25 protein-coding genes are annotated in these 24,354 nt (G+C 59.6%); 17 read left to right on the top strand and 8 right to left on the bottom strand.

Going from position 1 to position 24,354, the window contains the following annotated elements; translation table 11 throughout:
• Positions 1–215: 215 nt before the first annotated feature.
• The 6 genes from bamA (at position 216) to lpxB (ending at position 6,343) form a co-directional block, all read left to right on the top strand.
• The gene (bamA, locus tag Q1A20_RS01045) at positions 216–2,507 is read left to right on the top strand and encodes an outer membrane protein assembly factor BamA (RefSeq protein ID WP_298970470.1); all 2,292 of its coding nucleotides are present in this window, start codon (positions 216–218) and stop codon (positions 2,505–2,507) included.
• Positions 2,508–2,511: 4 nt separating this feature from the next.
• A complete protein-coding gene (locus Q1A20_RS01040; RefSeq protein ID WP_298969699.1) occupies positions 2,512–3,072 on the top strand; it encodes an OmpH family outer membrane protein in 561 nt (186 codons plus the stop codon).
• An 81-nt stretch (positions 3,073–3,153) separates the two neighbouring features.
• Positions 3,154–3,612 (top strand): 3-hydroxyacyl-ACP dehydratase FabZ, encoded by a 459-nt coding sequence (fabZ, locus tag Q1A20_RS01035; protein WP_299404501.1) that lies wholly within the window; start codon positions 3,154–3,156, stop codon positions 3,610–3,612.
• A gap of 6 nt (positions 3,613–3,618) precedes the next feature.
• Positions 3,619–4,401 carry an acyl-ACP--UDP-N-acetylglucosamine O-acyltransferase gene (lpxA, locus tag Q1A20_RS01030; protein ID WP_298969697.1) on the top strand — a complete coding sequence of 261 codons (783 nt, stop codon included), beginning with the start codon at positions 3,619–3,621 and terminating at the stop codon, positions 4,399–4,401.
• Positions 4,401–5,192 (top strand): LpxI family protein, encoded by a 792-nt coding sequence (locus Q1A20_RS01025; RefSeq protein WP_299915578.1) that lies wholly within the window; start codon positions 4,401–4,403, stop codon positions 5,190–5,192. Before lpxA ends, Q1A20_RS01025 begins: the two co-directional genes overlap by 1 nt.
• A complete protein-coding gene (gene lpxB, locus Q1A20_RS01020) occupies positions 5,192–6,343 on the top strand; it encodes a lipid-A-disaccharide synthase (RefSeq protein ID WP_299915988.1) in 1,152 nt (383 codons plus the stop codon). Before Q1A20_RS01025 ends, lpxB begins: the two co-directional genes overlap by 1 nt.
• A gap of 106 nt (positions 6,344–6,449) precedes the next feature.
• Here the strand turns inward: lpxB and mnmA are convergent, their stop codons facing one another.
• Entirely contained in the window at positions 6,450–7,592 is a 1,143-nt protein-coding gene (mnmA, locus tag Q1A20_RS01015; RefSeq protein ID WP_299915577.1) for a tRNA 2-thiouridine(34) synthase MnmA, read from the bottom strand.
• Between the two features lie 126 nt (positions 7,593–7,718).
• On the opposite strand from mnmA, the gene Q1A20_RS01010 reads away from it, so the two are divergent.
• The 5 genes from Q1A20_RS01010 to Q1A20_RS00990 all read left to right on the top strand — a co-directional run bounded on the left by Q1A20_RS01010 (position 7,719) and on the right by Q1A20_RS00990 (position 13,381).
• On the top strand, positions 7,719–7,997 hold the full coding sequence (locus Q1A20_RS01010) for a DUF1153 domain-containing protein (protein WP_298969694.1): 279 nt from the start codon (positions 7,719–7,721) through the stop codon (positions 7,995–7,997).
• Between the two features lie 98 nt (positions 7,998–8,095).
• Positions 8,096–8,815 carry a response regulator transcription factor CtrA gene (gene ctrA, locus Q1A20_RS01005; RefSeq protein WP_298969693.1) on the top strand — a complete coding sequence of 240 codons (720 nt, stop codon included), beginning with the start codon at positions 8,096–8,098 and terminating at the stop codon, positions 8,813–8,815.
• Positions 8,816–8,947: 132 nt separating this feature from the next.
• The gene (ligA, locus tag Q1A20_RS01000; RefSeq protein ID WP_299915576.1) at positions 8,948–11,068 is read left to right on the top strand and encodes an NAD-dependent DNA ligase LigA; all 2,121 of its coding nucleotides are present in this window, start codon (positions 8,948–8,950) and stop codon (positions 11,066–11,068) included.
• Complete coding sequence (gene recG / locus Q1A20_RS00995) at positions 11,065–13,155, top strand: ATP-dependent DNA helicase RecG (protein ID WP_299404509.1); 2,091 nt, start codon at positions 11,065–11,067, stop codon at positions 13,153–13,155. The genes ligA and recG overlap by 4 nt, the downstream gene beginning before the upstream one ends.
• A gap of 97 nt (positions 13,156–13,252) precedes the next feature.
• Positions 13,253–13,381 carry a hypothetical protein gene (locus Q1A20_RS00990; RefSeq protein ID WP_298969691.1) on the top strand — a complete coding sequence of 43 codons (129 nt, stop codon included), beginning with the start codon at positions 13,253–13,255 and terminating at the stop codon, positions 13,379–13,381.
• A gap of 192 nt (positions 13,382–13,573) precedes the next feature.
• On the opposite strand, the gene Q1A20_RS00985 is transcribed toward Q1A20_RS00990, so the two are convergent.
• Together Q1A20_RS00985 and Q1A20_RS00980 are read right to left on the bottom strand one after the other, a co-directional pair.
• On the bottom strand, positions 13,574–14,968 hold the full coding sequence (locus Q1A20_RS00985) for a methyl-accepting chemotaxis protein (RefSeq protein WP_299404512.1): 1,395 nt from the start codon (positions 14,966–14,968) through the stop codon (positions 13,574–13,576).
• Between the two features lie 64 nt (positions 14,969–15,032).
• Complete coding sequence (locus Q1A20_RS00980) at positions 15,033–15,485, bottom strand: iron-sulfur cluster assembly scaffold protein (RefSeq protein WP_298969689.1); 453 nt, start codon at positions 15,483–15,485, stop codon at positions 15,033–15,035.
• A gap of 78 nt (positions 15,486–15,563) precedes the next feature.
• On the opposite strand from Q1A20_RS00980, the gene hisI reads away from it, so the two are divergent.
• A complete protein-coding gene (hisI, locus tag Q1A20_RS00975; RefSeq protein WP_299404515.1) occupies positions 15,564–15,947 on the top strand; it encodes a phosphoribosyl-AMP cyclohydrolase in 384 nt (127 codons plus the stop codon).
• Here hisI and gluQRS read toward each other — a convergent pair.
• The 3 genes from gluQRS to trmFO are packed head-to-tail and all read right to left on the bottom strand — an operon-like array spanning position 15,944 to position 18,787.
• Positions 15,944–16,798 carry a tRNA glutamyl-Q(34) synthetase GluQRS gene (gene gluQRS, locus Q1A20_RS00970; protein WP_299404518.1) on the bottom strand — a complete coding sequence of 285 codons (855 nt, stop codon included), beginning with the start codon at positions 16,796–16,798 and terminating at the stop codon, positions 15,944–15,946. The two genes, hisI and gluQRS, sit on opposite strands and share 4 nt — an antisense overlap.
• The gene (locus tag Q1A20_RS00965; RefSeq protein ID WP_299404520.1) at positions 16,795–17,409 is read right to left on the bottom strand and encodes a methyltransferase domain-containing protein; all 615 of its coding nucleotides are present in this window, start codon (positions 17,407–17,409) and stop codon (positions 16,795–16,797) included. The genes gluQRS and Q1A20_RS00965 overlap by 4 nt, the downstream gene beginning before the upstream one ends.
• A 22-nt stretch (positions 17,410–17,431) precedes the next feature.
• Complete coding sequence (gene trmFO, locus Q1A20_RS00960) at positions 17,432–18,787, bottom strand: methylenetetrahydrofolate--tRNA-(uracil(54)-C(5))-methyltransferase (FADH(2)-oxidizing) TrmFO (RefSeq protein ID WP_299915986.1); 1,356 nt, start codon at positions 18,785–18,787, stop codon at positions 17,432–17,434.
• A 347-nt stretch (positions 18,788–19,134) separates the two neighbouring features.
• Between trmFO and Q1A20_RS00955 the strand changes: the two genes are divergently transcribed.
• Positions 19,135–19,563, top strand: coding sequence for a PaaI family thioesterase (locus Q1A20_RS00955; protein WP_299915574.1), 429 nt, complete (start codon positions 19,135–19,137; stop codon positions 19,561–19,563).
• A 59-nt stretch (positions 19,564–19,622) separates the two neighbouring features.
• Here Q1A20_RS00955 and Q1A20_RS00950 read toward each other — a convergent pair whose 3' ends face one another.
• Positions 19,623–20,072 (bottom strand): NUDIX domain-containing protein, encoded by a 450-nt coding sequence (locus Q1A20_RS00950; RefSeq protein WP_299915573.1) that lies wholly within the window; start codon positions 20,070–20,072, stop codon positions 19,623–19,625.
• Positions 20,073–20,243: 171 nt separating this feature from the next.
• On the bottom strand, positions 20,244–20,477 hold the full coding sequence (locus tag Q1A20_RS00945) for a DUF1127 domain-containing protein (protein ID WP_298969682.1): 234 nt from the start codon (positions 20,475–20,477) through the stop codon (positions 20,244–20,246).
• Positions 20,478–20,570: 93 nt separating this feature from the next.
• On the opposite strand from Q1A20_RS00945, the gene Q1A20_RS00940 reads away from it, so the two are divergent.
• The 4 genes from Q1A20_RS00940 (at position 20,571) to Q1A20_RS00925 (ending at position 24,347) form a co-directional block, all read left to right on the top strand.
• Complete coding sequence (locus Q1A20_RS00940) at positions 20,571–21,986, top strand: PLP-dependent aminotransferase family protein (RefSeq protein WP_299915572.1); 1,416 nt, start codon at positions 20,571–20,573, stop codon at positions 21,984–21,986.
• Between the two features lie 162 nt (positions 21,987–22,148).
• The gene (rplM, locus tag Q1A20_RS00935; protein ID WP_298969680.1) at positions 22,149–22,610 is read left to right on the top strand and encodes a 50S ribosomal protein L13; all 462 of its coding nucleotides are present in this window, start codon (positions 22,149–22,151) and stop codon (positions 22,608–22,610) included.
• A 2-nt stretch (positions 22,611–22,612) separates the two neighbouring features.
• Positions 22,613–23,107 carry a 30S ribosomal protein S9 gene (gene rpsI, locus Q1A20_RS00930; protein ID WP_298969679.1) on the top strand — a complete coding sequence of 165 codons (495 nt, stop codon included), beginning with the start codon at positions 22,613–22,615 and terminating at the stop codon, positions 23,105–23,107.
• 208 nt (positions 23,108–23,315) lie between these two features.
• Positions 23,316–24,347 (top strand): Hint domain-containing protein, encoded by a 1,032-nt coding sequence (locus Q1A20_RS00925; protein WP_299915571.1) that lies wholly within the window; start codon positions 23,316–23,318, stop codon positions 24,345–24,347.
• Positions 24,348–24,354: the final 7 nt, after the last annotated feature.

Raw genomic sequence — 24,354 nt, 5'->3', positions numbered from 1 at the left:
GACGCGCCAGCGCGCCTCGCAAATATTTACAAATCCAGCCAAACCGGCGCGCATGTAGTTGTGTGCCGTTTTTTGGCCACATGGTTTTGACAATACCCGGCATTATCGGTACTCAGATATTAACTAAAATCTGAGGATCGGGGCAGGTCATGAATCGGGGCACATCGGGCACAGGTCCGCGTCAGCTTGGGCATTTCAACGCACTCAAATCGCTGATGCGACTCGGCAGTTTTTGTCTGCTTTTATCAGTGGTTTGGTTGGCACCACCCACACCGGTACTGGCGCAGCAATACACGCTCAACACCATCACCGTGGACGGAAACGTGCGGGTCGGCGATGCGGCCATCCTCACCCGGGCGGGAATCGCACGCGGTCAAACCCTGAATGCCGCCGAGTTGAACACCGCTTTTCAACGGCTTATCGATTCCGGATTGTTCGAGACGGTGGATTTCGACCCGCAAGGCAATTCGCTCCGGATCACGGTTGTAGAATTCCCGACGATCAACCGCATCAGCTTTGAGGGCAATGCCCGGCTGAACGATGAGGCGCTGGCCGCCGCCATCAATTCCAACGAGCGTCGCGTGTTCAACCCCGCACAGGCCGAGCGCGATGCGGCGCTGATCGCTGAAGCCTACGCCAATGACGGGCGTCTGGCGGCGAAAGTGTCACCGACAATCATCCGGCGCTCCGACAACCGCGTCGATCTGGTGTTCGAGATTTTCGAGGGCGACACCATCGAGATCGAACGGCTGAGTTTTGTGGGCAACCGCGCCTATTCCGACCGCCGGTTGCGCCGCGTGCTGGACACCAAGCAGGCCGGGCTCTTCCGCGCCTTTGTCCGGGCGGATTTGCTGGTCGCAGATCGGATCGAGTTCGACAAACAGCTGCTGCGTGATTTCTACCTGTCGCGCGGTTACATCGACTTTCGCACCAACTCGGTCAACGCCGAGCTGACGGAAGAGCGCGATGCCTATTTCCTGGTGTTCAATGTGCAAGAAGGGCAGAAATTCCAGTTTGGCGAGATTTCCGTCACCAGCAACATCCCGGGTGTGGATGCGGATGTGTACCGCGAGGTCGCCAAGGTCAGACCGGGTGTCACCTATTCACCGACCGTGCTGGAAACGGATATTGCGCGCATGGAGCGGCAGGCCCTGCGTGACGGTGTTGATTTCCTGCGGGTCGAGCCGCGTGTGACACGCGACGACCGGAACCTGCGCCTGAACATCGAATATGTGCTGTCGCGCGGCCCGCGTGTTTTTGTCGAGCGGATTGATATCGAAGGCAACACCACCACGCTGGACCAGGTGATCCGGCGCCAGTTCACCAGCGTTGAGGGCGACCCGTTCAACCCACGTGAGATTCGCGAAGCTGCGGAACGCATCCGGGCGCTGGGGTATTTTGAGACCGCAGAAGTGAACGCGCGCGAGGGCACGTCACCTGATCAGGTGGTGGTCGATGTGGATGTTGTCGAAGCGCCGACAGGGTCCTTCAGTTTCGGTGCCTCCTTCTCCAACAACGATGGTCTGGGCTTTGCCATTCGGTTTGCCGAAGACAACTTCCTCGGACGTGGTCAACGGTTGGCTCTGAACGTCTCGACCACCGAAGATTCCCGTCGTTATGGCATCAACTTCATTGAGCCGTCGTTCCTGGGCCGCGAAGTCGCGCTTGGTCTGCGGTTCGATATCGCCGAGACGGACAGCTCCTTCACCACCTATGATACGGAACGGTTCCTGTTCCAGCCGTCGCTGACCTTCCCCGTGGCCGAAAACACCCGGCTGCAGCTGCGCTATACGCTGGAAGATTCGGAAATGCAGCAGCGTGACACACCGGTCAATGGCCCGGTCATCGGCAATGAAATTGCAGCCGGTGAGCAGTTGAGCAGCGCTATCGGATATGAGCTGACGTACGACACCCGGATCACCGGTCTGGATCCAAACTCCGGCTATCTGCTGGAGTTCGCACAGGATTTCGCCGGGCTTGGTGGCGACAGCCAATACATCAAGACCACGGCAAAAGTGGTTGGTCAGACCAAGGTTCTGAGCGAAGAGGTCACCCTGCGGGCAACCCTCGAAGGCGGCGCGCTGTCCTGGCAGAGCGGCACAAACCGTGCGGTGGACCGGTTCCTGCTGAACTCCAATATCATCCGCGGTTTTGAACCGGGCGGCATTGGTCCGCGCGACCTGACAACCGGTCCCGAAGATCCGCTGGGCGGCAACCTCTATGTGGCGGCGCGTTTCGAAGCTGAATTCCCGCTGGGCCTGCCAGAGGAATATGGCATCACAGGTGGTCTCTTTTACGACGTTGGCAACTTGTGGGATCTCAGCGATGTGAATGTCGCCGGCGGCAATATCGTGGGTGAGGGCGGCTCGTTCCGCCACGTGATCGGGTTTGCGATCCTGTGGAACACGCCGGTCGGTCCGCTCCGGTTCAATTTCACCGACGCGCTGCGCAAAGAAGAGTTTGACCGCGATCAGTCGTTCGAATTGACGCTCAGCACAACGTTCTGATCCGATGGCACCTGCGGCACGGCTTCTAACTGTCTTGATGGCGGTCTGGCTGTGCCTTGGGGGGGGCGAAGCTCTGGCGCAGCGGGTCGGACCGGTGCAAAGCCCGATCCTGACCATAGATTCCGACAAGCTGTTTTCAGACAGCGCCTTCGGTCAGCGCACGGTCGAAGAATTCGAAGCGCGGGGTGCTGAACTGGCCGCTGAAAACCGTCGGATCGAGGAAGAGCTTTCCGCCGAGGAAAAAGAACTCACCGATAAACGCGGCACAATGACCCCGGCGGAGTTTCGGGTTTTGGCGGATGCTTTTGACGAAAAGGTACAATCCACTCGCCGCAGACAGGATGCCAAGACGCGGGATCTGAATGTGGCGCTGGAAGAGCGTCGCGTCGTCTTTTTGAACGCGGCGGCACCGGTTCTGGAAATGCTCATGCGCGAAGCCGGAGCCGCGGTTATCATGGAGCGCCGGTCGGTTTTTCTCAGCTCCAACGCCATCGACATCACCCGAACCGCCGTGGAACGCCTGGATGCGGTTTTGGGGGATGGGAGCGATGTGCCCAGGCCCTGAGCCGGTTGCACGATGCTTGCTCCGCCGCCGCTCAGTTGCTAGGCAGAGGGTCAAGCCCTTGAGGACAAAAGGACACCTGACATGACAAGCCCGACCACCAGCGCTGACATCCAATTGATTCAGCGGATCCTGCCGCATCGCTATCCGTTTCTTCTGGTGGACAAGGTGGTCGATATTGACGGCACGACATCGGCCAAGGGCATCAAGAATGTCACAATGAACGAGCCGCATTTTCAGGGCCATTTTCCGGGGCTTCCGATCATGCCGGGGGTCACGATCATCGAGGCCATGGCGCAGACCGCCGCCGTGATGGTGGGCGTGACGCTGGAGATGGCGGATAAGGAGATGAAGGTCTATTTCATGGCGATCGAAAAGGCCAAGTTCCGCCGCAAGGTCGTGCCCGGCGATGTGCTTGAAATGCAGCTGCAGACCCTGCGCGGCAAACCCGGTGGCAAGGTCTGGCGCTTTGGGGGCGTGGCGTCTGTCGATGGTGAAATGGCCGCAGAGTGTGAATTCACCGCGATGATGGATCTGGGGTAGCTGCGCATGAGCAATATTCACCCCAGCGCCGTCATCGAAGAGGGCGCGCAGATCGACCCTTCTGCGGTGATCGGGCCGTTTTGCATCGTGGGACCGGAGGTTTCTCTGGCCGCGGGCGTGCACCTCAAGAGCCATGTGGTGGTGACGGGCCAGACCGAGATTGGCGAGGATACAGAGATCTTTCCTTTCGCGGTGATCGGAGAGATCCCGCAGGATCTGAAATTCAAGGGCGAAGCCACGCGGCTGGTGATCGGCAAACGCAACCGCATCCGTGAACATGTGACGATGAATTGCGGCACCGAAGGTGGTGGCGGCATCACCCGGATCGGCGATGACGGGCTTTTCATGGCGGGCTGTCACATTGCCCATGACGCGATCCTCGGGGATCGCTGCATCATCGTGAATTCCGTGGCCATTGCCGGGCATTGCGTGTTGGAGGATGACGTGATCGTGGGCGGTCTGTCCGGCGTGCATCAATTCGTGCGCATCGGGCGCGGGGCGATCATCGGGGCCGTGACCATGGTGACCAATGATGTGATCCCTTACGGTCTGGTACAGGCCCCGCGCGGCGAGCTTGACGGGCTCAATCTGGTGGGGCTGAAGCGCCGCGGCGTGTCGCGTGCGGACATCACCGCGTTGCGTGCGGGATTTCAGATGCTGGCGCAGGGCGAAGGCACCTTCCACGACCGCGCCCGGCGTCTGGCGGATGAGACCACCAGCGACTACGTGCGCGAGATCGTTGATTTCATCCTGGCGGGCAGCGACCGTCACTTCCTGACGCCGCGCTGATGCTGGCGTTGATCGCAGGGCGCGGGGGGCTTCCCGCCCGCATCGCTGGGGCGCAGTCACCACCGCCGTTGATCTGTGTGTTGCAAGGCTTTGAACCAGACAAGCTGACGGCGGATCTCACCTTTCGGCTGGAACATCTGGGCACGTTGCTGGGCGATCTCAAGGCCCGAGGGGTGACGGAGATCTGCATGTGCGGTGCGATTGAGCGGCCACCGGTTGATCCGGCAGCGCTGGATGCGGCGACCTTGCCCTTTGTGCCCTTGATCATGAAGGCGCTTGGATCCGGGGATGACGGGGCGCTGCGGGCTGTCATCGCGGTTTTCGAGTCGCAGGGGTTCATGGTGCGGGCCGCGCATGAACTGGCGCCGGATATCCTGGTGCCTGAGGGGGTGCTGTCCACCGCGCAGCCCGATGATCAGATGCAGGCGGATGTGACCCGTGCCGCGGCTGTGCTGGCCGCTCTGGCCCCGCTGGATGTGGGGCAGGGCTGTGTTGTTGGCGCCGGGCAGGTCTGGGGCATCGAGACGCTGGGCGGGACGGATCATCTCCTGCGCACATTGCCCGCTGCGGCGGCCAAGGCGCGGGCGATCTTGGTCAAACGGCCCAAGCAGGGCCAAGATTTGCGCGTGGATATGCCCGCTATTGGCCCCGGTACGATTACCGCTGCCGCGGCAGCCGGTTTGGCCGGGGTTGTGGTGGATGCGGGCCAGGTCATTCTTTTGGAGCCTGAGGCGACAGTGGCCGCTGCGGAGGCGGCAGGTCTGGTCCTTTGGGCGCGCACGCCGGGCTGATGCGGGTTTTCATCATCGCGGGCGAGCCTTCGGGCGACAAGCTAGGCGGCGCATTGATGAAGGGGTTGAAACAGCTTCTGCCAGAGGTTCAGTTCGATGGCATTGGTGGCACCGACATGCAGGCTGAGGGGCTGGTCAGTCGCTTCCCAATGGAAGAACTCAGCGTGATGGGTATTGCGGAAATCCTGCCCAAGTATCGGGCACTGATGGCCCGCATCAACGAGACTGCAGCCGGCGTGGTGAAGGCGGCACCTGATGTACTGATCACCATCGACAGCCCGGATTTTTCGCTCAGGGTCGCGCGCCGGGTGAAGTCCGTCAGCACCATCCGCACTGTGCATTATGTGGCGCCGACCGTCTGGGCCTGGCGTGCCGGGCGGGCGAAAAAGATGGCGCAGGTCATCGACCAAGTGTTGGCGCTCTTTCCGTTTGAGCCGCCGCTGATGACCGTGGATGGGATGGTTTGTGACTTCGTGGGACATCCGGTGGTAGCGGAGCCCAAGGCAAGCGCGGAGGACGCGTTGGCCTTTCGCGCAGAATACGGCCTTGGCGATGCGCCCGTTTTAATGGTTCTGCCGGGATCACGCCGCGGGGAAGTGTCACGGCTGGCCGCGGTTTTTGGGCAATCCGTTTCACCGGTCCTGGCGCGCCATCCCGATCTGAAGGTGGTGGTTCCGGCAGCGGCCCCCGTGGCGGAGCTGGTGCGGGACGCGGTCGCGGACTGGCCTGTAAAAGCAGTGGTTCTGGACCCGCGCGGCAGGACGTTGGCCGCGGCGGGCCATCTCAAACGCGCGGCTTTTCGCGCGGCGGATATTGCTCTGGCTGCCTCAGGGACCGTGTCCTTGGAACTGGCCGCGGCGCGCACGCCGATGGTGATTGCCTACAAAATGAACTGGCTCACCTTTCGGTTGATCCGCGCGATGGCTTTGGTGGACACCGTGACCCTGGTCAACCTGGTTTCGGACACGCGGGTGGTTCCTGACTTCCTGGGCCCTGATTGTCAGCCCGATCGGATCGGACAAGCGCTGCTCGACATCATGCAAGCGCCGGAGGCGCAATTGGCAGCGATGGAGGTCACCATGACGCGCTTGGGCGAGGGGGGCGAGGATCCTGGACTGCGCGCCGCCCGCGCCGTTCTGGCGCGGTTGTGAGCACCGCTGTTGTTAAAAGGACAGGCTGCGCCTGACACGATGCGTTTGGCCCGCGCGGGCCAAACAGTTTGTCGAGAGGGCAGTGCGTGTTGCGGCGATCCGGCTTTCAGCCCTTGTGAATCCAGCCGCCCCCGAAAATGCGGCTGCTGTCGGGATCATAAAAGACGCAGGCCTGACCGGGTGAGACGCCCTCTTCGGGGGTGAGCAGTTCGACGCTCGCCTCGGTTTCGCTGATCGGGCGGATGATGGCATCGGTCGGCGGGCGGGTGGAGCGCACCTTGACGGCAACATGCCATGCGTCACGAGAGGTGAGAGGCGCATCGCCCAGCCAATTGATCTCGCGCACTGGAACCGTTCTGGTGGCGAGCATCTCTTTGGGCCCGACAACCACGGTTTTGGCATCTGCATCAAGCTTCACCACATAAAGCGGGTCCGCCAGACCGCCAATCCCCAGTCCGCGCCGTTGCCCGATGGTATAGTTAATGACACCGGCGTGCTGGCCAAGAACGCGCCCATCGACATGCACGATCTCACCGGGATCGGCGGCTTCGGGACGCAGTTTTCGGATGACCGAGGCGTAATCGCCATTGGGCACGAAGCAGATGTCCTGGCTGTCAGGTTTGTCCGCGACGCTCAGGCCGTATTTGGCTGCCACGGCGCGTGTTTTTGCTTTTGACGTCAGGTGGCCGAGGGGAAAGCGCAGAAATTCCAACTGCTCGGGCGTTGTGGAAAACAGGAAATAGCTTTGGTCCCGGGCGGCGTCGGCAGCTGAATGCAATTCGGCGCCTTGCATGCCAACCTTGCGCTGGATGTAGTGTCCCGTGGCCATGCAATCTGCTTCCAGATCCTTGGCCGTTTCCAGAAGATCCTTGAATTTCACCCGCTCGTTACAGCGGATGCAGGGCACTGGCGTGGCCCCGCCGAGATAGCTATCCGCGAACTCGTCGATCACCGCATCTTTAAAAATGTTCTCATAATCCAGCACATAATGCGGGAAACCCATCTTCTCCGCCACACGGCGCGCATCGTGAATATCCAGACCCGCACAGCAGGCGCCCTTCTTGGCTAGCGCGGCGCCGTGATCGTAGAGTTGCAGCGTCACACCGACCACGTCATAGCCCTCTTCGGCCAGCATAGCAGCGACAACGGAGCTATCGACGCCACCGGACATGGCCACGACGACACGCGTGTCGGCGGGCGATTTGGCAAAGCCAAGCGAGTTCAACTGGGGCTTGTGGTCAAGCGACATGTCACGGGTCTCCGGATATTCTGAGAAAATATAGGAAAATCCTAATTACTCTCAAGAGGCGGCTTCATCGGTCTTTAAGGCGATGAGGTCAAGGTCCGATCAACTGAGTAGACATGGGTATGAGTGATGTATCTGAAGAAAGTTGATGGGCCACGATCTGTGACCTTGGCTGATGGCACGGTAATGACGCTTGCGGACCTTCCGCCCGCGAACACCCGGCGTTGGGTGGCGTCGCGCAAGGCTGCGGTGGTGCGTGGGGTTGCCTACGGGCTGATCACGCAAAGCGATGCGCTGAAAAAATATCAGATCAGCGAAGATGAGTTTCAGGAGTGGGTTAAGGCCGTTTCGGAGCATGGCGAGGATGCTCTGAAGGCAACAGCACTACAAAAATATAGACAACCTTAAGTTGTCGCGATAACATTCTTGCTGACGGTAACGTGTGGTTAACCTTTTTTGTTCACGGTTAATTCCGAGATAAACGTTCATCCGATGCGGAGAAAATTATGCGCGTACTGCTTGTCGAAGACGACCCCACGACCTCGAAAAGCATTGAATTGATGCTGACCCACGCAAACCTGAATGTCTACGCGACAGACCTTGGTGAGGAGGGGATCGATCTAGCAAAGCTGTATGATTACGATCTGATTCTGCTGGATCTGGACCTGCCCGACATGAATGGTCACGAAGTGCTGCGGCAGCTGCGTCTTTCCCGCATCGAGACGCCAATCCTGATCCTGTCCGGTGCGGATGATACCGAGAACAAGATCAAGGGGTTCGGATTTGGTGCAGATGACTATCTGACCAAACCTTTCCACCGCGAAGAGCTGGTGGCGCGTATTCACGCGATCATCCGGCGCTCGAAGGGCCATTCGCAATCGGTGATCGACACAGGGCTGATTTCGGTCAATCTGGATGCGAAGACCGTCAGCGCGGACAACAAAGCGGTACATCTGACAGGCAAAGAATATCAGATGCTGGAATTGCTTTCCTTGCGTAAAGGCACAACGCTGACCAAGGAAATGTTCCTGAACCATCTTTACGGCGGTATGGATGAGCCGGAGCTCAAGATTATCGACGTGTTTATCTGCAAGCTGCGTAAGAAACTCAGCGTTGCGACAGGCGGCGAAAACTATATCGAGACAGTCTGGGGGCGCGGCTATGTGCTGCGTGATCCAGAACCCAATCAAGTCGACGATCCGCAGCGGCTTGCTGTGGGCGCATAAATGCAGCGCTGATGGTCCGGCCCAGGGGGCTGGTGCCGGACCGGAGACGCGACATTTCGAAACTGAATTCGACTGGACCTGGTCCTGACCTGCGCATATCTACGATGATAGGCAGCGGTGAAGGGGCAGGTCTTGGCGTCTTTGAGAAGTATTGAAGAGTTGGACGAGACGTCCGCAAAGGCCGAACTGGCGCAGCTTTCCAAAATACTGCAGCAGGCAAATTTGGCTTATCACGGTCAGGATGCGCCCGAGATCTCTGACGCCGAATATGACGCATTAAAGCGGCGCAATGCCGCCATTGAAGAGCGTTTCCCGGACCTCAAACGCGCCGACAGCCCCTCCGACCAAGTGGGCGCAGCCCCGGCGGAAGGGTTTTCCAAGGTCAGCCACGCGATATCGATGCTGTCTTTGTCAAACGCATTTGACGCCGATGACATTACCGACTTTGACACACGTGTTCGAAAATATCTTGGAACGTTGGAGGACGACACCCTCACCTACACCGCCGAGCCCAAAATTGACGGTCTGTCGCTGTCGCTGCGATATGAAAATGGGCGACTGATCCAAGCCGCGACCCGCGGAGACGGGTCGGTTGGCGAAAATGTGACTGCCAACGCGCGCACAATCTCAGACATTCCCGAAAACATCCCCGGCGCACCGGATGTGCTTGAGGTGCGGGGTGAAGTCTATATGTCGCATCCGGATTTCGAAGCGCTCAACACCCGGCAATCGGAAAGCGGCGGCAAAGTCTTTGCAAATCCACGCAATGCGGCTGCGGGGTCGCTGCGCCAATTGGATGCGCGCATCACCAAATCCAGGCCGTTGCGCTTCTTTGCCTACGCCTGGGGGGCTCTCTCGGAGCCACTGGCAAAGACGCAGATGGAGGCCATCGCGCGACTGGCTGCATTCGGGTTCTCGGTAAACCCTCTGACAAAACTCTGCGCCGGCCCGCAGGAAATGCTTGAGCATTACACGCAGATCGAAGAAATGCGCGCCACCCTTGAGTATGATATCGATGGCGTCGTCTACAAAGTGAACGACCTGACCCTGCAAGAGCGGTTGGGCTTTCGGTCGACAACGCCGCGATGGGCAACGGCGCATAAGTTTCCGGCTGAACTCGCGTGGACTCGGCTTGAAGCCATCGACATTCAGGTCGGGCGCACAGGCGCGTTATCCCCGGTGGCCCGCCTGTCGCCGGTCACTGTCGGTGGGGTCGTGGTCTCGAACGCAACGCTGCACAACGAAGATTACATCGCGGGCAAAGACAGCAAGGGTGAGACCATCCGCGAGGGCAAGGATATTCGCGCTGGCGACTGGGTGCAGGTATACCGCGCCGGCGATGTGATCCCCAAGGTCGCGGATGTGGACCTGAGCAAACGCCCGAACGACGCGGAACGCTTTGTTTTTCCAACGGTCTGTCCACAATGCGGCAGCGATGCCATCCGCGAAGAAGGCGACGCGGTCAGGCGGTGCACCGGCGGTTTGATTTGTCCGGCGCAGGCGGTGGAGAAGCTGAAGCACTTCGTGTCACGCGCCGCCTTTGATATCGAAGGTCTTGGCGCCAAGCAGGTGGAACAATTCTACGCCGACCAATGGATCAAGGAACCTGCTGATATCTTTACATTGCGCGCCCGGTTCAGCGACGGGTTGCAACAGCTCAAGAACCGCGAAGGGTGGGGCGAAAAATCCGCGACCAACCTCTTTGACGCCATTGAAGAAAAGCGGCAGATCCCGCTCCCGCGCCTGATTTTTTCGCTTGGCATCAGACATGTGGGCGAAGCCGCGTCCAACATGATCGCGCTGCATTACGGCAGTTGGGAGAATTTCGACGCGGCGATGCGGGCGGCAGTTGATCAATCCGGTGAAGCCTGGGACGATTTGAACGCGATTGACGGGGTCGGCGCCGTCATGGCCAGCTCTCTGACGCAAACGCTTGCGCAGCCCGCCGAGCGTGCTTCGATTGATCGCCTGGTTGCCGAGCTCACGGTCCAACCTGTCGAACGCCCCGACACCCAAGGCAGCCCTGTCGCCGGCAAAACCGTTGTTTTCACAGGGACATTGGAGAAAATGACACGTGCGGAGGCAAAGGCCCGCGCCGAAAGGCTAGGGGCGAAAGTGTCGGGTTCGGTTTCGGCGAAGACGGATTTGCTGGTCGCAGGGCCGGGCGCTGGCTCGAAAGCGAAAAAGGCTGCGGATCTTGGGATTGAAACCCTTGATGAGGATGGCTGGCTCGCCTTGATTTCAGACATATGACCGGTCGGCCGGAACGTCTTTTTCCGCTCTTCGCTGAATTGCGAACGCTACAAGGCATCGGGCCGAAAACGGCGGCTCACATGGTGGCGCTTGGCGTTGAGGTCCCGCGGGATTTGCTGTTCACGCTCCCGTATTCCGGGATCGATCGGCGTTTGCGGCATACCATTGAGGGTGCCGTGCTCCCCGCCACGTTGACCGTGGCCGTGACCGTTGGCAAGCATATGGCCGCGCGCGCCAAGGGGGGGGCTTACCGGATTCATGTCGAGGATGCCGAGACGTTCTTTCAACTGGTTTTTTTTCATGCGCGCGGTGACTACTGGAGCAAAGCTCTGCCCGAAGGCAGCCGCCGCATTGTCTCGGGCAAGGTCGAAGCCTTTGATGGCATTGCGCAAATGGTGCACCCAGACCACATCGTGCCGGAAGCGGAAGCCGATAGTATCCCTGATTTTGAGCCGGTTTATCCGCTGACTGCCGGGGTCACGCAAAAGCTCATGTTCAAGGCAACACGCGCGGCCATAGCCTTGGTGCCGGATTTCCCTGAATGGATAGATGTAGCACAAAAAACAAAGGCGGGGTGGCCGGATTTCGACGCTGCCGCGCAGATGGCCCATACGCCGACGCGTCAGGAAGATCTGCTGCCGACAGCGCCCGCCCGCGAGCGGTTGGCCTATGACGAGTTGTTCGCGCATCAACTAACCCTTGCATTGGCGCGCGCCACGGAGCGGCGTAAGCCCGGGCGGGTGAGCATTGGCGACGGTCAATTGCAGGCCCGCGTCATCGCCGCCTTACCCTACAAGGCGACGTCTGCTCAGGAGCGCGCCGTTGCCGAGATCAATGCCGATATGGCGGATCCGAGGCGCATGAACCGGTTGCTGCAAGGGGATGTCGGTGCCGGAAAAACGCTTGTCGCATTCATGGCCTTGCTGCGCGCGGTGGAGGCCGCCGGGCAGGGGGTTTTGATGGCGCCAACGGAAATTCTGGCGCGGCAACATTACGAAAGCCTGGTGCCGCTGGCCGAAGAGGCAGGTGTCGTTTTGGAGGTGCTGACGGGACGCGACAAGGGCGTTGAGCGTCGCCGAAAACTGGATGGCCTGGCCCGCGGGGACATTCATTTGCTGGTGGGCACCCACGCGGTGTTTCAGGCGGATGTGGCATTTCGCGATCTCAGACTGGCGATCATCGATGAGCAACACCGCTTTGGTGTGCGCCAGCGTCTGGAGTTGGGCCGCAAGGGCGAGGCGGTTGATGTTCTGGTGATGACGGCGACGCCAATCCCGCGCTCTTTGTCGCTGGCGCAATATGGCGACATGGATGTCTACGTCCTTGATGAAAAGCCGCCCGGCAGACAGCCGATCAAAACCGCCCTGATCAGCACCGGGCGGATGGATGAGGTGGTGACGCGGTTGCGCACAGTCATTGATGCGGGCCGCCAATGTTACTGGGTCTGCCCGCTTGTCGAGGAAAGCGAGGCGGTTGATCTGACGGCCGCCGAAGAACGTTTCAAACATCTGCGTGCCGCACTGGGTGAGGGGATCGTCGGCTTGGTGCACGGCCAGATGCCCGCGGCGGAAAAAGACGCGGCCATGGCGCGGTTTCAGGCAGGTGACACCAAGGTGCTGGTGGCAACCACGGTGATTGAAGTGGGCGTGAACGTGCCAAACGCAACCATCATGGTGATTGAGCGGGCCGAGACCTTTGGGCTTGCGCAGTTGCACCAGATGCGGGGAAGGGTCGGGCGGGGGGATGCCGCGTCCACCTGCTTGTTACTCTATCAATCTCCGTTGTCGGAAAACGGCCGCAAACGACTGGAAGTGCTGCGCGAAACCGAGGATGGTTTTGCAATTGCCGAGACGGATTTGCAAATGCGCGGCGCCGGCGATCTGATCGGGACCGCCCAATCTGGTGTGCCGAGGTTCCGGGTGGCAGATCTGGAACGGCAGGCTGGCCTCATGGCGATTGCACAAAGCGATGCGCGGCATTTATTGTCGGAGGACCCTGGCCTGCAAAGCGACAGAGGTCAGGCGGCACGCCTGCTTTTGTGGCTGATGCGACAGGAGGAAGCGATCCGTTTGATTTCAGTGGGTTAAGCAGTCTGGCGCATTTTGTTCGCGAATGTTCTCTTTAAGTTCTTTACAAAGGATTAAAAATATGAGAACAAAGTAGCAACAAATGTAGGAGGTTCACATGACCACATTTTTACAGATCAAAGGTATCGCAACCCGATCCCATGCGACTTTGCTGCAAGACGCAGCTGGTGCCGCTGCTTTGATCGTGATGCTTGTGGTCGGTCTGCATCTGCCTGCGTTTATCTGATTTCTGCCTGCGATCTCGCGCCGTGCAAGCGCCAGTTTTCTCCCCAAACTGGTCCTAAAGACGAACACTGCCTGTTCTTGGTCTTTAACTGAGGTTTTCCTCACCGCGCTTGCCCGGGTCCCACGTGAGCATTGCTTTACCTCACGCCGCCGTTCTGTTCAGAACGTGCGGCGTTTTTTTGCCTGATATGCTCTAGAATGTATAGGCGAGGCGCAGGCCCCCCCAATGTCTGCCTTTTACGGAAATCGGCGCGGAGAGGTCTTTCATCATGGTGAACGCGCCACCACCCATGTCCCTGCGGTAGACCTGCAAAAGAAACGGCTGCGTATTGCGTCCAGCTTTCAGCCCTACACGGTCATCGAAAATACGGCGGTTGCGGCAATGCGCGGTATTCCAGACCGGATCGTCGCTGGGCGGATGCGAAAACTTGCGATTATGGGTCGGCAGATAGCCGTTGTTGTCCACCGCCGCGCAGAAGACGACTTTGCTGTCGAGCTCCAGCGCTGGCTCCTGAATAGGGGGTAAAATCTTGTCAATCAGCGTGGTGAACTCGGTAAGATACTGCTCGGGATTGGTGTCGGGGATCAGGCGGTAGTTTCGGTCAAACAGTCGAGACATTGAAATATCCCCCTGATCAACCGCGTCTTCCATCAATTCAGACAGGTCCCGCGCCATCGTCTGGATGCGCGCAATAAAGGGTGTATCCGCAGAATCGCCGCCCAGCAGGGCCGTGGTCTGGACAATCGTTTCTGACGTATCGATGAGCCGCAACACCCGTTCATGCGTCGTTTCGATCCCGGATGTTGTGCTTGCGACCGCTTCATCGATCCCAGCGAGCGCGGGGGTGAAATCTTCGATGGCCGATTGCATGCGCTCGGCCTGTTCGGCGATGCGTTTGGCCTGCTGGTTTGCCGAGGCGATGGAGGTTTCCATCCGACCCAGGGCGCTGTCGGTGCCGCCCGCGTTTTCCAATACATCCGCAGCTTCGGTCGCCACACCGGAGGCTTCCTTTCCAAGGTTGGAAATCCAGCTGGTCAGGGATTCGATATTGTCCGATATCTCGACCGCCGCTTCGCGGGTTTTCCGGGATAATTCGTTGATTGCTTCCGCGACAACCGCAAATCCGCGCCCGGCATCACCGGCCCGCGCCGCTTCGATTTTCGCATTGATTGCGAGGGTGTTGACCTGCGTGGCGATATTCGCGATCTGCAGATTATTGCTTTTAACAGCGCTCAAAGTATCGCTCACCGCTTCGGTGCGTTGCGCCAGGTCCTGAACCCAGCCTGCCACATTGCGGGTTTTTTCGCCGGTTGTGCGCATCAGCTCAGCGGATGATTTCACATCATGCGCGGTCTCGTCGGTGCTTTGAGCCATTTGTCGTACGGCGCTGCGCACGTCGGAATTCGCCTGCACCATTTCAGTGGCGCGCGCATCCAGGACCGTGAGACCGCTGCGTTGCGCGCGGGCATGTTCCTCGACCAGGTCGAGAAACCCGGCGATGTCTACAATCTCATACCCCAATGCGGCTGCCGCTTCTGTCAGGCGATCTGTTTGCTGGTTTTCGGAAAATTGTGGTTGCGTGTTCATAGGGCCCCGCGCCGTGCTGCGGGGTCTTATTGACACTATTTTACTTAAAAAGTGCTAATGTCCGTTAGGCACAATCGGCCTGCAGCGCCTGTGTCATGGCTTCGCAGGCGGCTTCGATGCTGAGCAGAATGGAGGCGTGGCGGTTCTTGTAATCGCGCGCAGGTTGCAGCACTTCAAAGCCGTCAAATGGGCTGGCAGGCACGGGGCCATCGTCCTTCAGCATCGCGCGCAATGCGTCCCGCGCGGCTTCCAGCTCGCTCAGGGTACGACCGATGATAGCCCCCCCGGTCACAGCGGCGGCGGCCTGACCCAAAGCGCAGGCTTTTACGTCCTGCGCATAGGCGCTGACGCGTTCGTCTTCTACGCTCAGATCGACCGTCACAGCCGATCCACACAAAGGGGACCGTTTCTTGACCGATGCCATCGGTGCATCCAGCCGGCCCAAATGCGGGATATCGGCGGCGAGCGCCAGAATACGGCCCGAATACAGATTGATCAGGTCATTTTCACCAGACATGAGACACCTTATGGCTTTCCTTTAATACGTTAATCCATACATAAGACCTGGCGCCAGAGAAGCAAAAAGGTTTTCGCGATGTCAAATGATCCTGCTCCCTTCGACCCCGCGACGCTGACCTATGATGCCGCAGGTCTGATCCCGGCCATTGCGCAGGACGTCGACAATGGCGATGTGCTGATGATGGCGTGGATGAACCGCGAAAGCGTTGCACGCACGTTGGAGACCGGTCGCGTGACCTATTGGAGCCGCTCGCGGCAGGCGTTTTGGGTCAAGGGCGAGACCAGCGGCCATGTGCAGGAATTGGTCGAGATGCGGGTGGATTGTGATCGCGATTGCCTGCTGATGCAGGTGCGTCAGACCGGGCCCGCCTGTCATACGAACCGGCGTTCGTGCTTTTACACTGGCGTCTCCGCTGCAGGCGAGACCGAATTGATGCAGCCGATGCCGTCTGGCGCCTAACTCAGACCGACCCTGCGCCGGATATCTGCTGGCGTCTTGCCATCGGCGCGGTATTTGGCAATCGCGCGCGCATCGTCGCGTTTGGCAAGTCGTTTGCCTTGGGTGTCGCGGATCAGGCGGTGGTGATGGTAGATCGGCGTTTCCAGACCCAGAAGCCGTTGGAGCACCACGTGAATTTGCGTGGCCTCAAAGAGGTCCGCACCGCGGGTGACATGGGTGATGCCTTGCGCCGCGTCATCCACAACCACCGACAGGTGATAGGAGGTGCCCATGTCGCGGCGCGCCAGCACGACATCGCCAACGTTTCGGATAAGGGTATCGCGCGCCACCGTGATCTCTCCGGTTTGGCCGTCGGGGCCCGCGCCGGTTTCGGTGAATCGGATACTTTTGATGTCCAGCGCCTTTTCCAGATCGAGGCGCAGGGCCATGTCGGTCGGGCGTGCTCCGGGGCGCGGCGCGTGCCGACAGGTGCCGGGATAGATCAGCCCATCCGGGCCGTATTGCGCAGCGCCACCTTCCTGTGGGGCGGAAGCCGCTTCCTGAATGTCGCGCCGATTACAGGTGCAGGGATACAGCAGCCCCTGATCCCACAGATCGTCCAGCGCCTGTGCATAGAGGTCCATATGATCGGATTGGCGCCAGACCGGCGTCTCCCACTGCAGCCCGAGCCAGGCCAGATCTTCATAAATCTGCGCTTCCCACTGGGCGCGCGATCTGCCCTGGTCGATGTCTTCGATGCGCAGCAAAAACCGCCCCCCGGCGGCCATATCGGCGGCCACCATCGCCGCATAGGCATGACCCAAATGCAACGGCCCCGTCGGCGAGGGGGCAAACCGGGTGGTGCGCGTCACGCTTTTTCGAGCACGTAGACGTTGGACTTCAGGTTGATCCCCGGCAGATGCGGCCCGTGCTCGCGAAACAGCAGACAGGCGGCGCCGCAGTCGGTCCATTCGTTGAGACGGGCCTCGTTGGCGCGATCCTGGAGCGCATGATCGTTGAGCGAAAACACCAGTTTGCCACCGCGTCCCAACGCTTTCATCAGCGTGTCGAGCAGCGAGATGGGCGCGGCACCCGCCCCGATCACGCCAATGGCCGCAATCGCGGGGTAGGCCCCTTGTGCGAAAGGCAACGGGGCATCGGCTTCGATCTGATGAAGCTCCCGGTAGAGCCGCTTGGCCTTTGCCTGCGCCAGCATCTCCTGGGAAAGATCGAACCCGTCGATCGCTGCAAATCCGGCCAGTTTCAGTGCCAGCCCGGATAGCCCGGTGCCACAGCCGAAATCGAGGATCGGCTCGGTCTGATTATCAGTAAATTTTGCCAGCGCCTCGGCACAGCGTCCCGGCGTGGCATAGCCGTTTTTGCCGACCTCGGCCTCGTAGCTGTCTGACCAGTCGTCATATAGTGCACGGGTTTGTGCCGCGTCGCGGGCTGCGTAAGCCTTGTCTAAAAATCCTTGTCCCATCTGCCTAGGATAACCGCCCGGATCAGGCGGCGTCCAGTGCCTCGGGGTTAAGCCACTGCTGCCACGCCAGTTTCGCGCGATCCGTGTAGGCTTTGTACCGGTCTTTGCGCCCGCGCCGACCGCCCTTGAAACCATCAACCGGGGGGAAGAGACCGAAGTTCACGTTCATCGGCTGAAAGATCTTGGCCTCGGCGCCGCCCGAGATATGGGTGATCAGCGCGCCGGTTGCGGTGCTGGGGGGCGGCGTGTCTACGGGGTGGCCCAGGATCTGACCCGCCGCCAATCGCCCGGCCAGAAGACCCATCGCGGCGGATTCGACGTAGCCTTCCACGCCCGTGATCTGCCCGGCAAAGCGGATGTTCGGACGCGACCGCAGCCGCATCTGACCGTCGAGCAGCGTCGGGGAATTCAGGAAGGTGTTGCGGTGAATACCGCCCAAGCGCGCGAAACTGGCGTTCTCCAGCCCCGGAATACGCTTGAAAACCTCCGTTTGCGCGCCGTATTTCATCTTGGTCTGGAAGCCCACGATATTGTAAAGCGTGCCCAGCTTGTTATCCCGGCGTAGCTGCACGACGGCATGAGGCTTTACGTCCGGCGCATGCGGGTTGGTCAGGCCGACCGGTTTCATCGGCCCAAACCGCAGAGTTTCACGCCCCCGCTCGGCCATCACCTCGATGGGCAGGCAGCCGTCGAAATAACCCGCCGTTTCGCCCTCGTGGAACTCGGTCTTGTCAGCCGCCATCAGCGCATCGATGAAGCCCTCGTATTGATCGCGATCCATCGGGCAGTTGAGGTAGGCGGTGCGTTCCTCCTCCGTCTCACCCTTGTCATAGCGCGATTGCATCCAGGCCTTGGACATGTCGATGCTGTCGAAATAGACGATGGGGGCAATTGCATCGAAAAACGCCAGCGCGTCGGCCCCCGTTTCTGCAGCGATGGCCTGGCCCAGGGCGGATGACGTCAGCGGGCCGGTCGCGATGATCCATTGACCATCGGTCGGCAGCTCCGTGATCTCACCATATTCGATGCGGATGTTCGGATGCGCCATCAGCGCGTCAGTCACCGATTGTGCAAAAGGATCGCGGTCGACAGCCAGCGCGCCGCCCGCGGGCAAACGGTGTTTGTCCGCCGTCTGCATGATCAACCCGTTCGCCTGACGCATTTCCCAATGCAGCAACCCGACCGCGTTTTGCTCGTCATCATCAGAGCGGAAGGAATTGGAACAGACCATCTCCCCCAAGAGCCCGGTCTGATGCGCGAAGGTGCCCACCTTGGGGCGCATCTCGTGGATCACCACCGGCACGCCCAGATGTGCCGCCTGCCATGCTGCTTCGGATCCGGCCATGCCGCCGCCAATGATATGAAGTTCTGTCGCCATGGGCGTCATGTAAGGCAGCGACCGGGCGCGCGCAACATGAGAGGTGATGCTTTCGCTGTCAGGGGGGGGAGGGGGCATTTTGGGGTCGCCGCTGCGGGAATGTCGAACCAGCGAGAGACTGGTTTGGAGGGACCTTCCGCCCACGGCGACCCAAAAGCGTCATGGCGCTTAAGGCCTTGCCGCAGTCTTGCCACGTTCCTGCCCGAATTGAAATACCGCAGGTAGAAACTCTCCGGACCGGATTTGGAAACAATCATCGGACGTTACGGAAAATGTTCGCAAACCATATGCTGGCTTGCCCTTGTGGGCGTTTCGAACAACTCTGCACCGTCAAAGGGGGCTGAACGATGGACGTAAAAATGACCGCCGCGGAAATGAGCGCGTTTCTGGATCAGGTCTTCGAGCAGGTGAAGGGCGAGTTCACCATTGAAGAGGTCAAACCAAATCGGGTGAGGGTGCGGCTGAATGTTCAGCACAGGCACCTGCGCCCTGGCGGTACGGTGTCGGGGCCTGCCATGTTCGCGCTTGCCGATGTATCCGCCTATATCGTCACCATGGCGATGATCGGCCCGCAGGCTCTGGCGGTGACCACCAATTGCTCCATCGATTTCATGCGGAAACCGACGGCGGGGGTCGATCTGATTGCAGAGGTGCAGCTGTTGAAGCTGGGCAAACAATTGTCCGTCAGTGATGTGCTGATCTATTCGGAAGGTATGGCGCAACCGGTTGCGCGCGCGAGCCTGACCTATGCGATCCCGCCCAAACGCCAACCGTAAGGGCAATCTCCGCTGTGAGCCCCGATTGACTGTCGCGGCGCGGATCTAAAGGCTCTCAATCAACAGATGCTTGCTGGGGGTCTCTTGATAAACTCGTCTTCGATCCAGCTCAGAACGCGTCGCTGCCCGCCAAAGGCGACCATCTCACGGGCCTCTTCGAAGCTCACCCAGCGGTATTCGCTGTGCTCATGGTTTAGTGAAACCGTGGCGGCGCTGTTGATGAAGGCAACGAAGACCGGCGCAATCGTAATCGCATCGCGGTCCGCTTCATAGAACTGCTCGCAGGTGTCCGCCGAGCATAATGTTTCAGGCTGCAACCCCGTCTCTTCATCAAGTTCGCGCAAGGCCGTTTGCCAGGCTGTTTCGCCTTCCTCGATGCTGCCTGCCACCTGACACCATGCGCCGATCAGCGTCTGCGTTCTCTTCAGCAGGAGAACTTCGTGCCGCGCTTGGGTTCTTCGGATGGCGAAGAGGGATGCAATGAACGACCTGATTGGAATTTCTGCCATGATCTCCGCCTCGCGTTGTATGTTTTGCCGACCTTTTTAGGGGATCGCACGGGCTTGGCAAAGCGCCGGTTTTCCAATGGAGCAGGCAATCGGCGCGGAAAATAGTGGTGCAAAAAAAGGCCGGGACAAAGCCCGGCCTTGAGGAAGAGGTCTGGGGGCGTACCGGGGAGGTTACGCGCGCCAGAACACCTTGACCGCCTCGTTACGAGCCTGCCTCGGTGTCAGTCCCACATCGTCCAGCTGCCAGACAGTCAGCTGTTTCAGCGCGCGCCTGGTGCGGCGGCGTGTGGCCCATTTGGACACGCAGACAGCAAACTCTACCGCGATGATGGCCACTGTGGGCATCGTCTTGGCCTCGTTCAGATAGGCCATGGAGTCGGGTGAAGGTGTCATTGCGTGTGTCATGGGAATCTCCTAAATTGTATTGACACAATAAGACGTTTCCGCCATGCTGTATTGATACGATAACGGGTACAAAGACGCTAGGAAAACATTGTAATGGATACAATTTGGCAACCTGAACTGATCGCCGGGCAGGGACCCAAATACCGCGCCGTTGTCGCAACGATACGTGACGGCATTGAAAAGGGTGCGTTACAGGTCGGTGACAAACTGCCGCCGGTGCGTGATCTGGCGTGGAAATTGAGCATCACACCCGGCACGGTCGCCCGCGCCTATACGATATTGACGGACGAAGGTGCGCTGCAGGCCGAAGTGGGGCGCGGGACCTTTGTGGCGCCGCCGCGGGCTGCGCGCGTCTTTGATGCGCCGATCGAGATTGACGTGATCCCGCACAGTGCCGAGGAAGACAGTGATCAATACAATGTCAGCCTGTTTTCCCCGCATCTGCCTTGTGTCGGTCAGGACAAGCTGATCCGCCATCTGATGGCCGAGGTTGCGGCGAACCCGCCCTCCGGCATCATGCATTATCCAAGCCGCGACAGCGCGCGTCCGGCGCGCCGGGCGGTGCTGCGGTGGTTGGAAGGCACACCGCTTGGGCCGCTGGGGGAGAAGGATATCGTGCTCTGTCACGGCGGTCAGAACGGGATACTGATGATCCTGCAATCGATATTGGAGGGGCGCAAACCCACGGTTCTGATTGAAGAGCTGGCGTATCCCGGATTTCGCCGTGCCGCCGAGATGTTGCGGGCGGATGTGGTGCCTGTCCCGATGGACGCGGAGGGCATTATCCCCGACGCGCTTGAAGCGGCCGTCAGGGCGCATGACGCGCAGGTTCTGTGCACATCGCCGGAGGTGCACAACCCCACGGGCGGCTTCACACCGGTGGCCCGTCGCGAGGAGATCGCCAAAATCGCCCGACAGTACGATGTGCAGATCGTCGAGGACGATTGTTACCGGATGGGCGTGAACCGGGCGCCCTCTTACCGAATGCTGGCCCCGGAGCGGGGGTGGTATGTGTCCTCCATCGCAAAGACGGTCACGCCCGCCTTGCGCCTTGGGTTTGCGATTGCGCCCGAAGGCAAATGGTCGATCCTGCGCCGTACTGCGGAGCACAGCTTTTTTGGACTGGCCACGCCGTTGAGCGATCTGGCGGCCTTGCTGCTGGTGCATCCGCAGATTGACGATCTGACACGCGAGACCCGACGCGCCTTCAACAAATATGTGCAAAGCGCGGTCAATATTCTCGGCGGCCACGATCTGAGCTGGCGCGAGGATGTGCCCTTCCTCTGGCTGCGCTTGCCGATGGGCTGGCGAGCAGGGGCGTTTTGTCAGGCCGCCGAAGCGGTCGGCGTTCAGATCAGATCCGCCGAGGAGTTTGTGTGTCGTGAGGCGCGCGCGCCGCATGCCGTGCGGATGGCGGTCAATGCCGGCGTGTCGATCGGGAGCTTCGAGGCAGCCATGACGCGCCTGTGCCAGCTGCTGGACAACCCGCCGGAGCAAATCAGCGTCTGAATTTTGGGGTAAAATAATACCTATTTTATAAGTATATGTTTTGCAAAGATTAAATCGACATTCCCTCGCTTGACGTGACATTTCCCTCCTTTATAACGCCCCAATCGAATTGAGGCCCGTGCGCTCCCGTACCGGTCTGTCACCTCAAACGGGGAATCGTCCATGAAAACCTTCTCTGCAACTCCCGCAGATATCGACAAGAAATGGATCCTGATCGACGCCGAGGGCGTTGTTCTGGGCCGTCTTGCCTCGATCATCGCGCAACGTCTGCGCGGCAAACACAAAGCTTCCTTCACACCGCACATGGATATGGGCGACAACGTGATTGTCATCAACGCGGATAAGATCCAGCTGACCGGCAAGAAGCGTGAAGAGCACCATTACTGGCATACCGGCCATCCGGGCGGCATCAAATCCCGCACCAAGGCGCAGATCCTCGAAGGTGCACACCCTGAGCGTGTCGTGACCCTCGCGGTCAAGCGCATGCTGCCGGGCAACCGTCTGAGCCGTCAGCAAATGACCAACCTGCGCGTCTATGCAGGTGGCGATCACCCACATGAGGCGCAAAGCCCCGAAGTTCTGGACGTGAAATCCATGAACAGCAAAAACACCCGGAGTGCATGAGCATGGCTGAAGAAATCAATACACTCGAAGAGCTCGGCCAGGCCGCTGGTCTCGAGGTCGCAGCGCCCGAAGCCGAAGTTGTTGTCGCGCGCGAGCCGGTCCGTGACGATCTGGGCCGTTCCTACGCCACAGGCAAGCGTAAAGACGCTGTTGCCCGTGTCTGGATCAAGCCGGGCTCCGGCAAGGTCACCGTGAATGGCAAGCCGCAGAACGATTACTTTGCACGCCCTGTGCTGCAGATGATCCTGGCGCAGCCCTTCTCCATCTCCGGGACTGAAGGTCAGTTTGACGTGGTTGCCACCGTCAAGGGTGGCGGTCTCTCTGGTCAGGCGGGTGCGGTCAAGCACGGCATCTCCAAAGCGCTGCAGCTTTACGATCCCAGCTTGCGCGGTGCGCTGAAAGCGGCCGGTTTCCTGACCCGAGACAGCCGCGTGGTTGAGCGGAAGAAATACGGTAAAGCCAAAGCGCGGAAGAGCTTCCAGTTCTCCAAGCGTTAAGCTTCCAATACTCTTATCGAAAAGGCCGCCCTTCCGAGGCGGCCTTTTTTGCGTTTTATGGCGCAGATCACCCGCAGGATCACATCGCGCACGTTGCATTTTAGTGGCTATTTCCGGCAATTTCCCGCGATTTTGACCCTTGGTGTTTCAAATTCCGGGAAATTCCCACTACATTGTTAATCCTTAGATGGTTTATCACGGCGTCATTATGGTTCTTAGATCTTTCATAGCTTTCGACAATGACAGTCTCATTGTAACCTCCAGCAACAATGGCGGCATTGTCGGCAATCCGATTGTCAACAATTCCAGCACGCCGAATGGCACGGTCTTTCAATACACCGCCGGCAGCGGCACCGAGATCGAGTTGAATGATACCGGTGGCGGCTTTGGCAATTTCAACGACGACAATGCCGCCAACCATGTGATCACGGACGGGGGCGGCATCGTCGCCGATGGGACGGGGGTGGAATCGGAATCCATCATCGAGGTGCGCGCGCTGAACAGCATGGGCAACCCGACCGGACCCCGAATATCGATTTACGTGTTTTCGCAAAACGGCAATTTCAGCGACGTCTGGGGATATGCGACCAGCGCGCCGCTTCAGGACGGTGTGTCCTATGTAAAAGTGGACGGGACGAATTCTGGCACCTCGGGCTATGAAAACTACATCACCTGTTTTGCCGAAGGCACGCTGATCGACACAGCGGATGGCCCGATACCGGTGCAGGACATCACCGTGGGTCAGGCCGTTTGGACACGGGAGTCAGGCGATCTACCGGTGCGCTGGGTTTCCACCACCGACGTTTCCGGACAAGGTGCCTTTGCGCCCGTCTGCTTTGCACCTGGTGCGATTGGCAACGACGCGGAACTGCTGGTGTCCCAGCAGCATCGCGTCTGGGTCGAAAACGCCATGGCGGAGCTGTTGTTCGGGGAGCGTGAAGTGCTCGTTGCGGCGAAGCATCTGTGCGGCATACCCGGCGTGGATCTCAGCCCGCAAGAGCGGATCAGCTACACTCATTTCATGTTCGACAGCCATCAGATCGTGCGGGCCAATGGCGCGTTGATGGAAAGCTTTTTCTATGCCGATAGTGCGGTAGGAGCCTTGGAGCGCGCACAGCGCGAAGAGCTCAAGAGCATTTTTCCGGCTGTGCAAAACCGGTATGAGCAATTCGGGGCCACGGTCAAGATGACCCTGAATGCCCGCGAGGCGGCAGCCCTACGGCCCTATCTGGTCGCGTAGAACACCG

It is taken from the genome of uncultured Roseobacter sp. (assembly GCF_947501835.1).
Lineage (GTDB): Bacteria > Pseudomonadota > Alphaproteobacteria > Rhodobacterales > Rhodobacteraceae > Roseobacter.
Note: the sequence above shows the minus strand (reverse complement) of the source record. Positions and strands in the feature narration are given on the sequence as shown.

Coding starts and splice junctions, on each gene's coding strand:
- Q1A20_RS00945 (WP_298969682.1), bottom strand. CDS start 20,477: ATGACACACGCAATGACACCTTCACCCGACTCCATGGCCTATCTGAAC.
- Q1A20_RS01010 (WP_298969694.1), top strand. CDS start 7,719: ATGTATCTGAAGAAAGTTGATGGGCCACGATCTGTGACCTTGGCTGAT.
- recG (WP_299404509.1), top strand. CDS start 11,065: ATGACCGGTCGGCCGGAACGTCTTTTTCCGCTCTTCGCTGAATTGCGA.
- hisI (WP_299404515.1), top strand. CDS start 15,564: ATGTCAAATGATCCTGCTCCCTTCGACCCCGCGACGCTGACCTATGAT.
- lpxA (WP_298969697.1), top strand. CDS start 3,619: ATGAGCAATATTCACCCCAGCGCCGTCATCGAAGAGGGCGCGCAGATC.
- ctrA (WP_298969693.1), top strand. CDS start 8,096: ATGCGCGTACTGCTTGTCGAAGACGACCCCACGACCTCGAAAAGCATT.
- Q1A20_RS00965 (WP_299404520.1), bottom strand. CDS start 17,409: ATGGGACAAGGATTTTTAGACAAGGCTTACGCAGCCCGCGACGCGGCA.
- Q1A20_RS00925 (WP_299915571.1), top strand. CDS start 23,316: ATGGTTCTTAGATCTTTCATAGCTTTCGACAATGACAGTCTCATTGTA.
- Q1A20_RS00990 (WP_298969691.1), top strand. CDS start 13,253: ATGACCACATTTTTACAGATCAAAGGTATCGCAACCCGATCCCATGCG.
- trmFO (WP_299915986.1), bottom strand. CDS start 18,787: ATGGCGACAGAACTTCATATCATTGGCGGCGGCATGGCCGGATCCGAA.
- Q1A20_RS00985 (WP_299404512.1), bottom strand. CDS start 14,968: ATGAACACGCAACCACAATTTTCCGAAAACCAGCAAACAGATCGCCTG.
- Q1A20_RS00940 (WP_299915572.1), top strand. CDS start 20,571: ATGGATACAATTTGGCAACCTGAACTGATCGCCGGGCAGGGACCCAAA.
- Q1A20_RS01025 (WP_299915578.1), top strand. CDS start 4,401: ATGCTGGCGTTGATCGCAGGGCGCGGGGGGCTTCCCGCCCGCATCGCT.
- rplM (WP_298969680.1), top strand. CDS start 22,149: ATGAAAACCTTCTCTGCAACTCCCGCAGATATCGACAAGAAATGGATC.
- Q1A20_RS00950 (WP_299915573.1), bottom strand. CDS start 20,072: ATGGCAGAAATTCCAATCAGGTCGTTCATTGCATCCCTCTTCGCCATC.
- Q1A20_RS00955 (WP_299915574.1), top strand. CDS start 19,135: ATGGACGTAAAAATGACCGCCGCGGAAATGAGCGCGTTTCTGGATCAG.
- fabZ (WP_299404501.1), top strand. CDS start 3,154: ATGACAAGCCCGACCACCAGCGCTGACATCCAATTGATTCAGCGGATC.
- lpxB (WP_299915988.1), top strand. CDS start 5,192: ATGCGGGTTTTCATCATCGCGGGCGAGCCTTCGGGCGACAAGCTAGGC.
- rpsI (WP_298969679.1), top strand. CDS start 22,613: ATGGCTGAAGAAATCAATACACTCGAAGAGCTCGGCCAGGCCGCTGGT.
- Q1A20_RS00980 (WP_298969689.1), bottom strand. CDS start 15,485: ATGTCTGGTGAAAATGACCTGATCAATCTGTATTCGGGCCGTATTCTG.
- Q1A20_RS01040 (WP_298969699.1), top strand. CDS start 2,512: ATGGCACCTGCGGCACGGCTTCTAACTGTCTTGATGGCGGTCTGGCTG.
- bamA (WP_298970470.1), top strand. CDS start 216: ATGCGACTCGGCAGTTTTTGTCTGCTTTTATCAGTGGTTTGGTTGGCA.
- mnmA (WP_299915577.1), bottom strand. CDS start 7,592: ATGTCGCTTGACCACAAGCCCCAGTTGAACTCGCTTGGCTTTGCCAAA.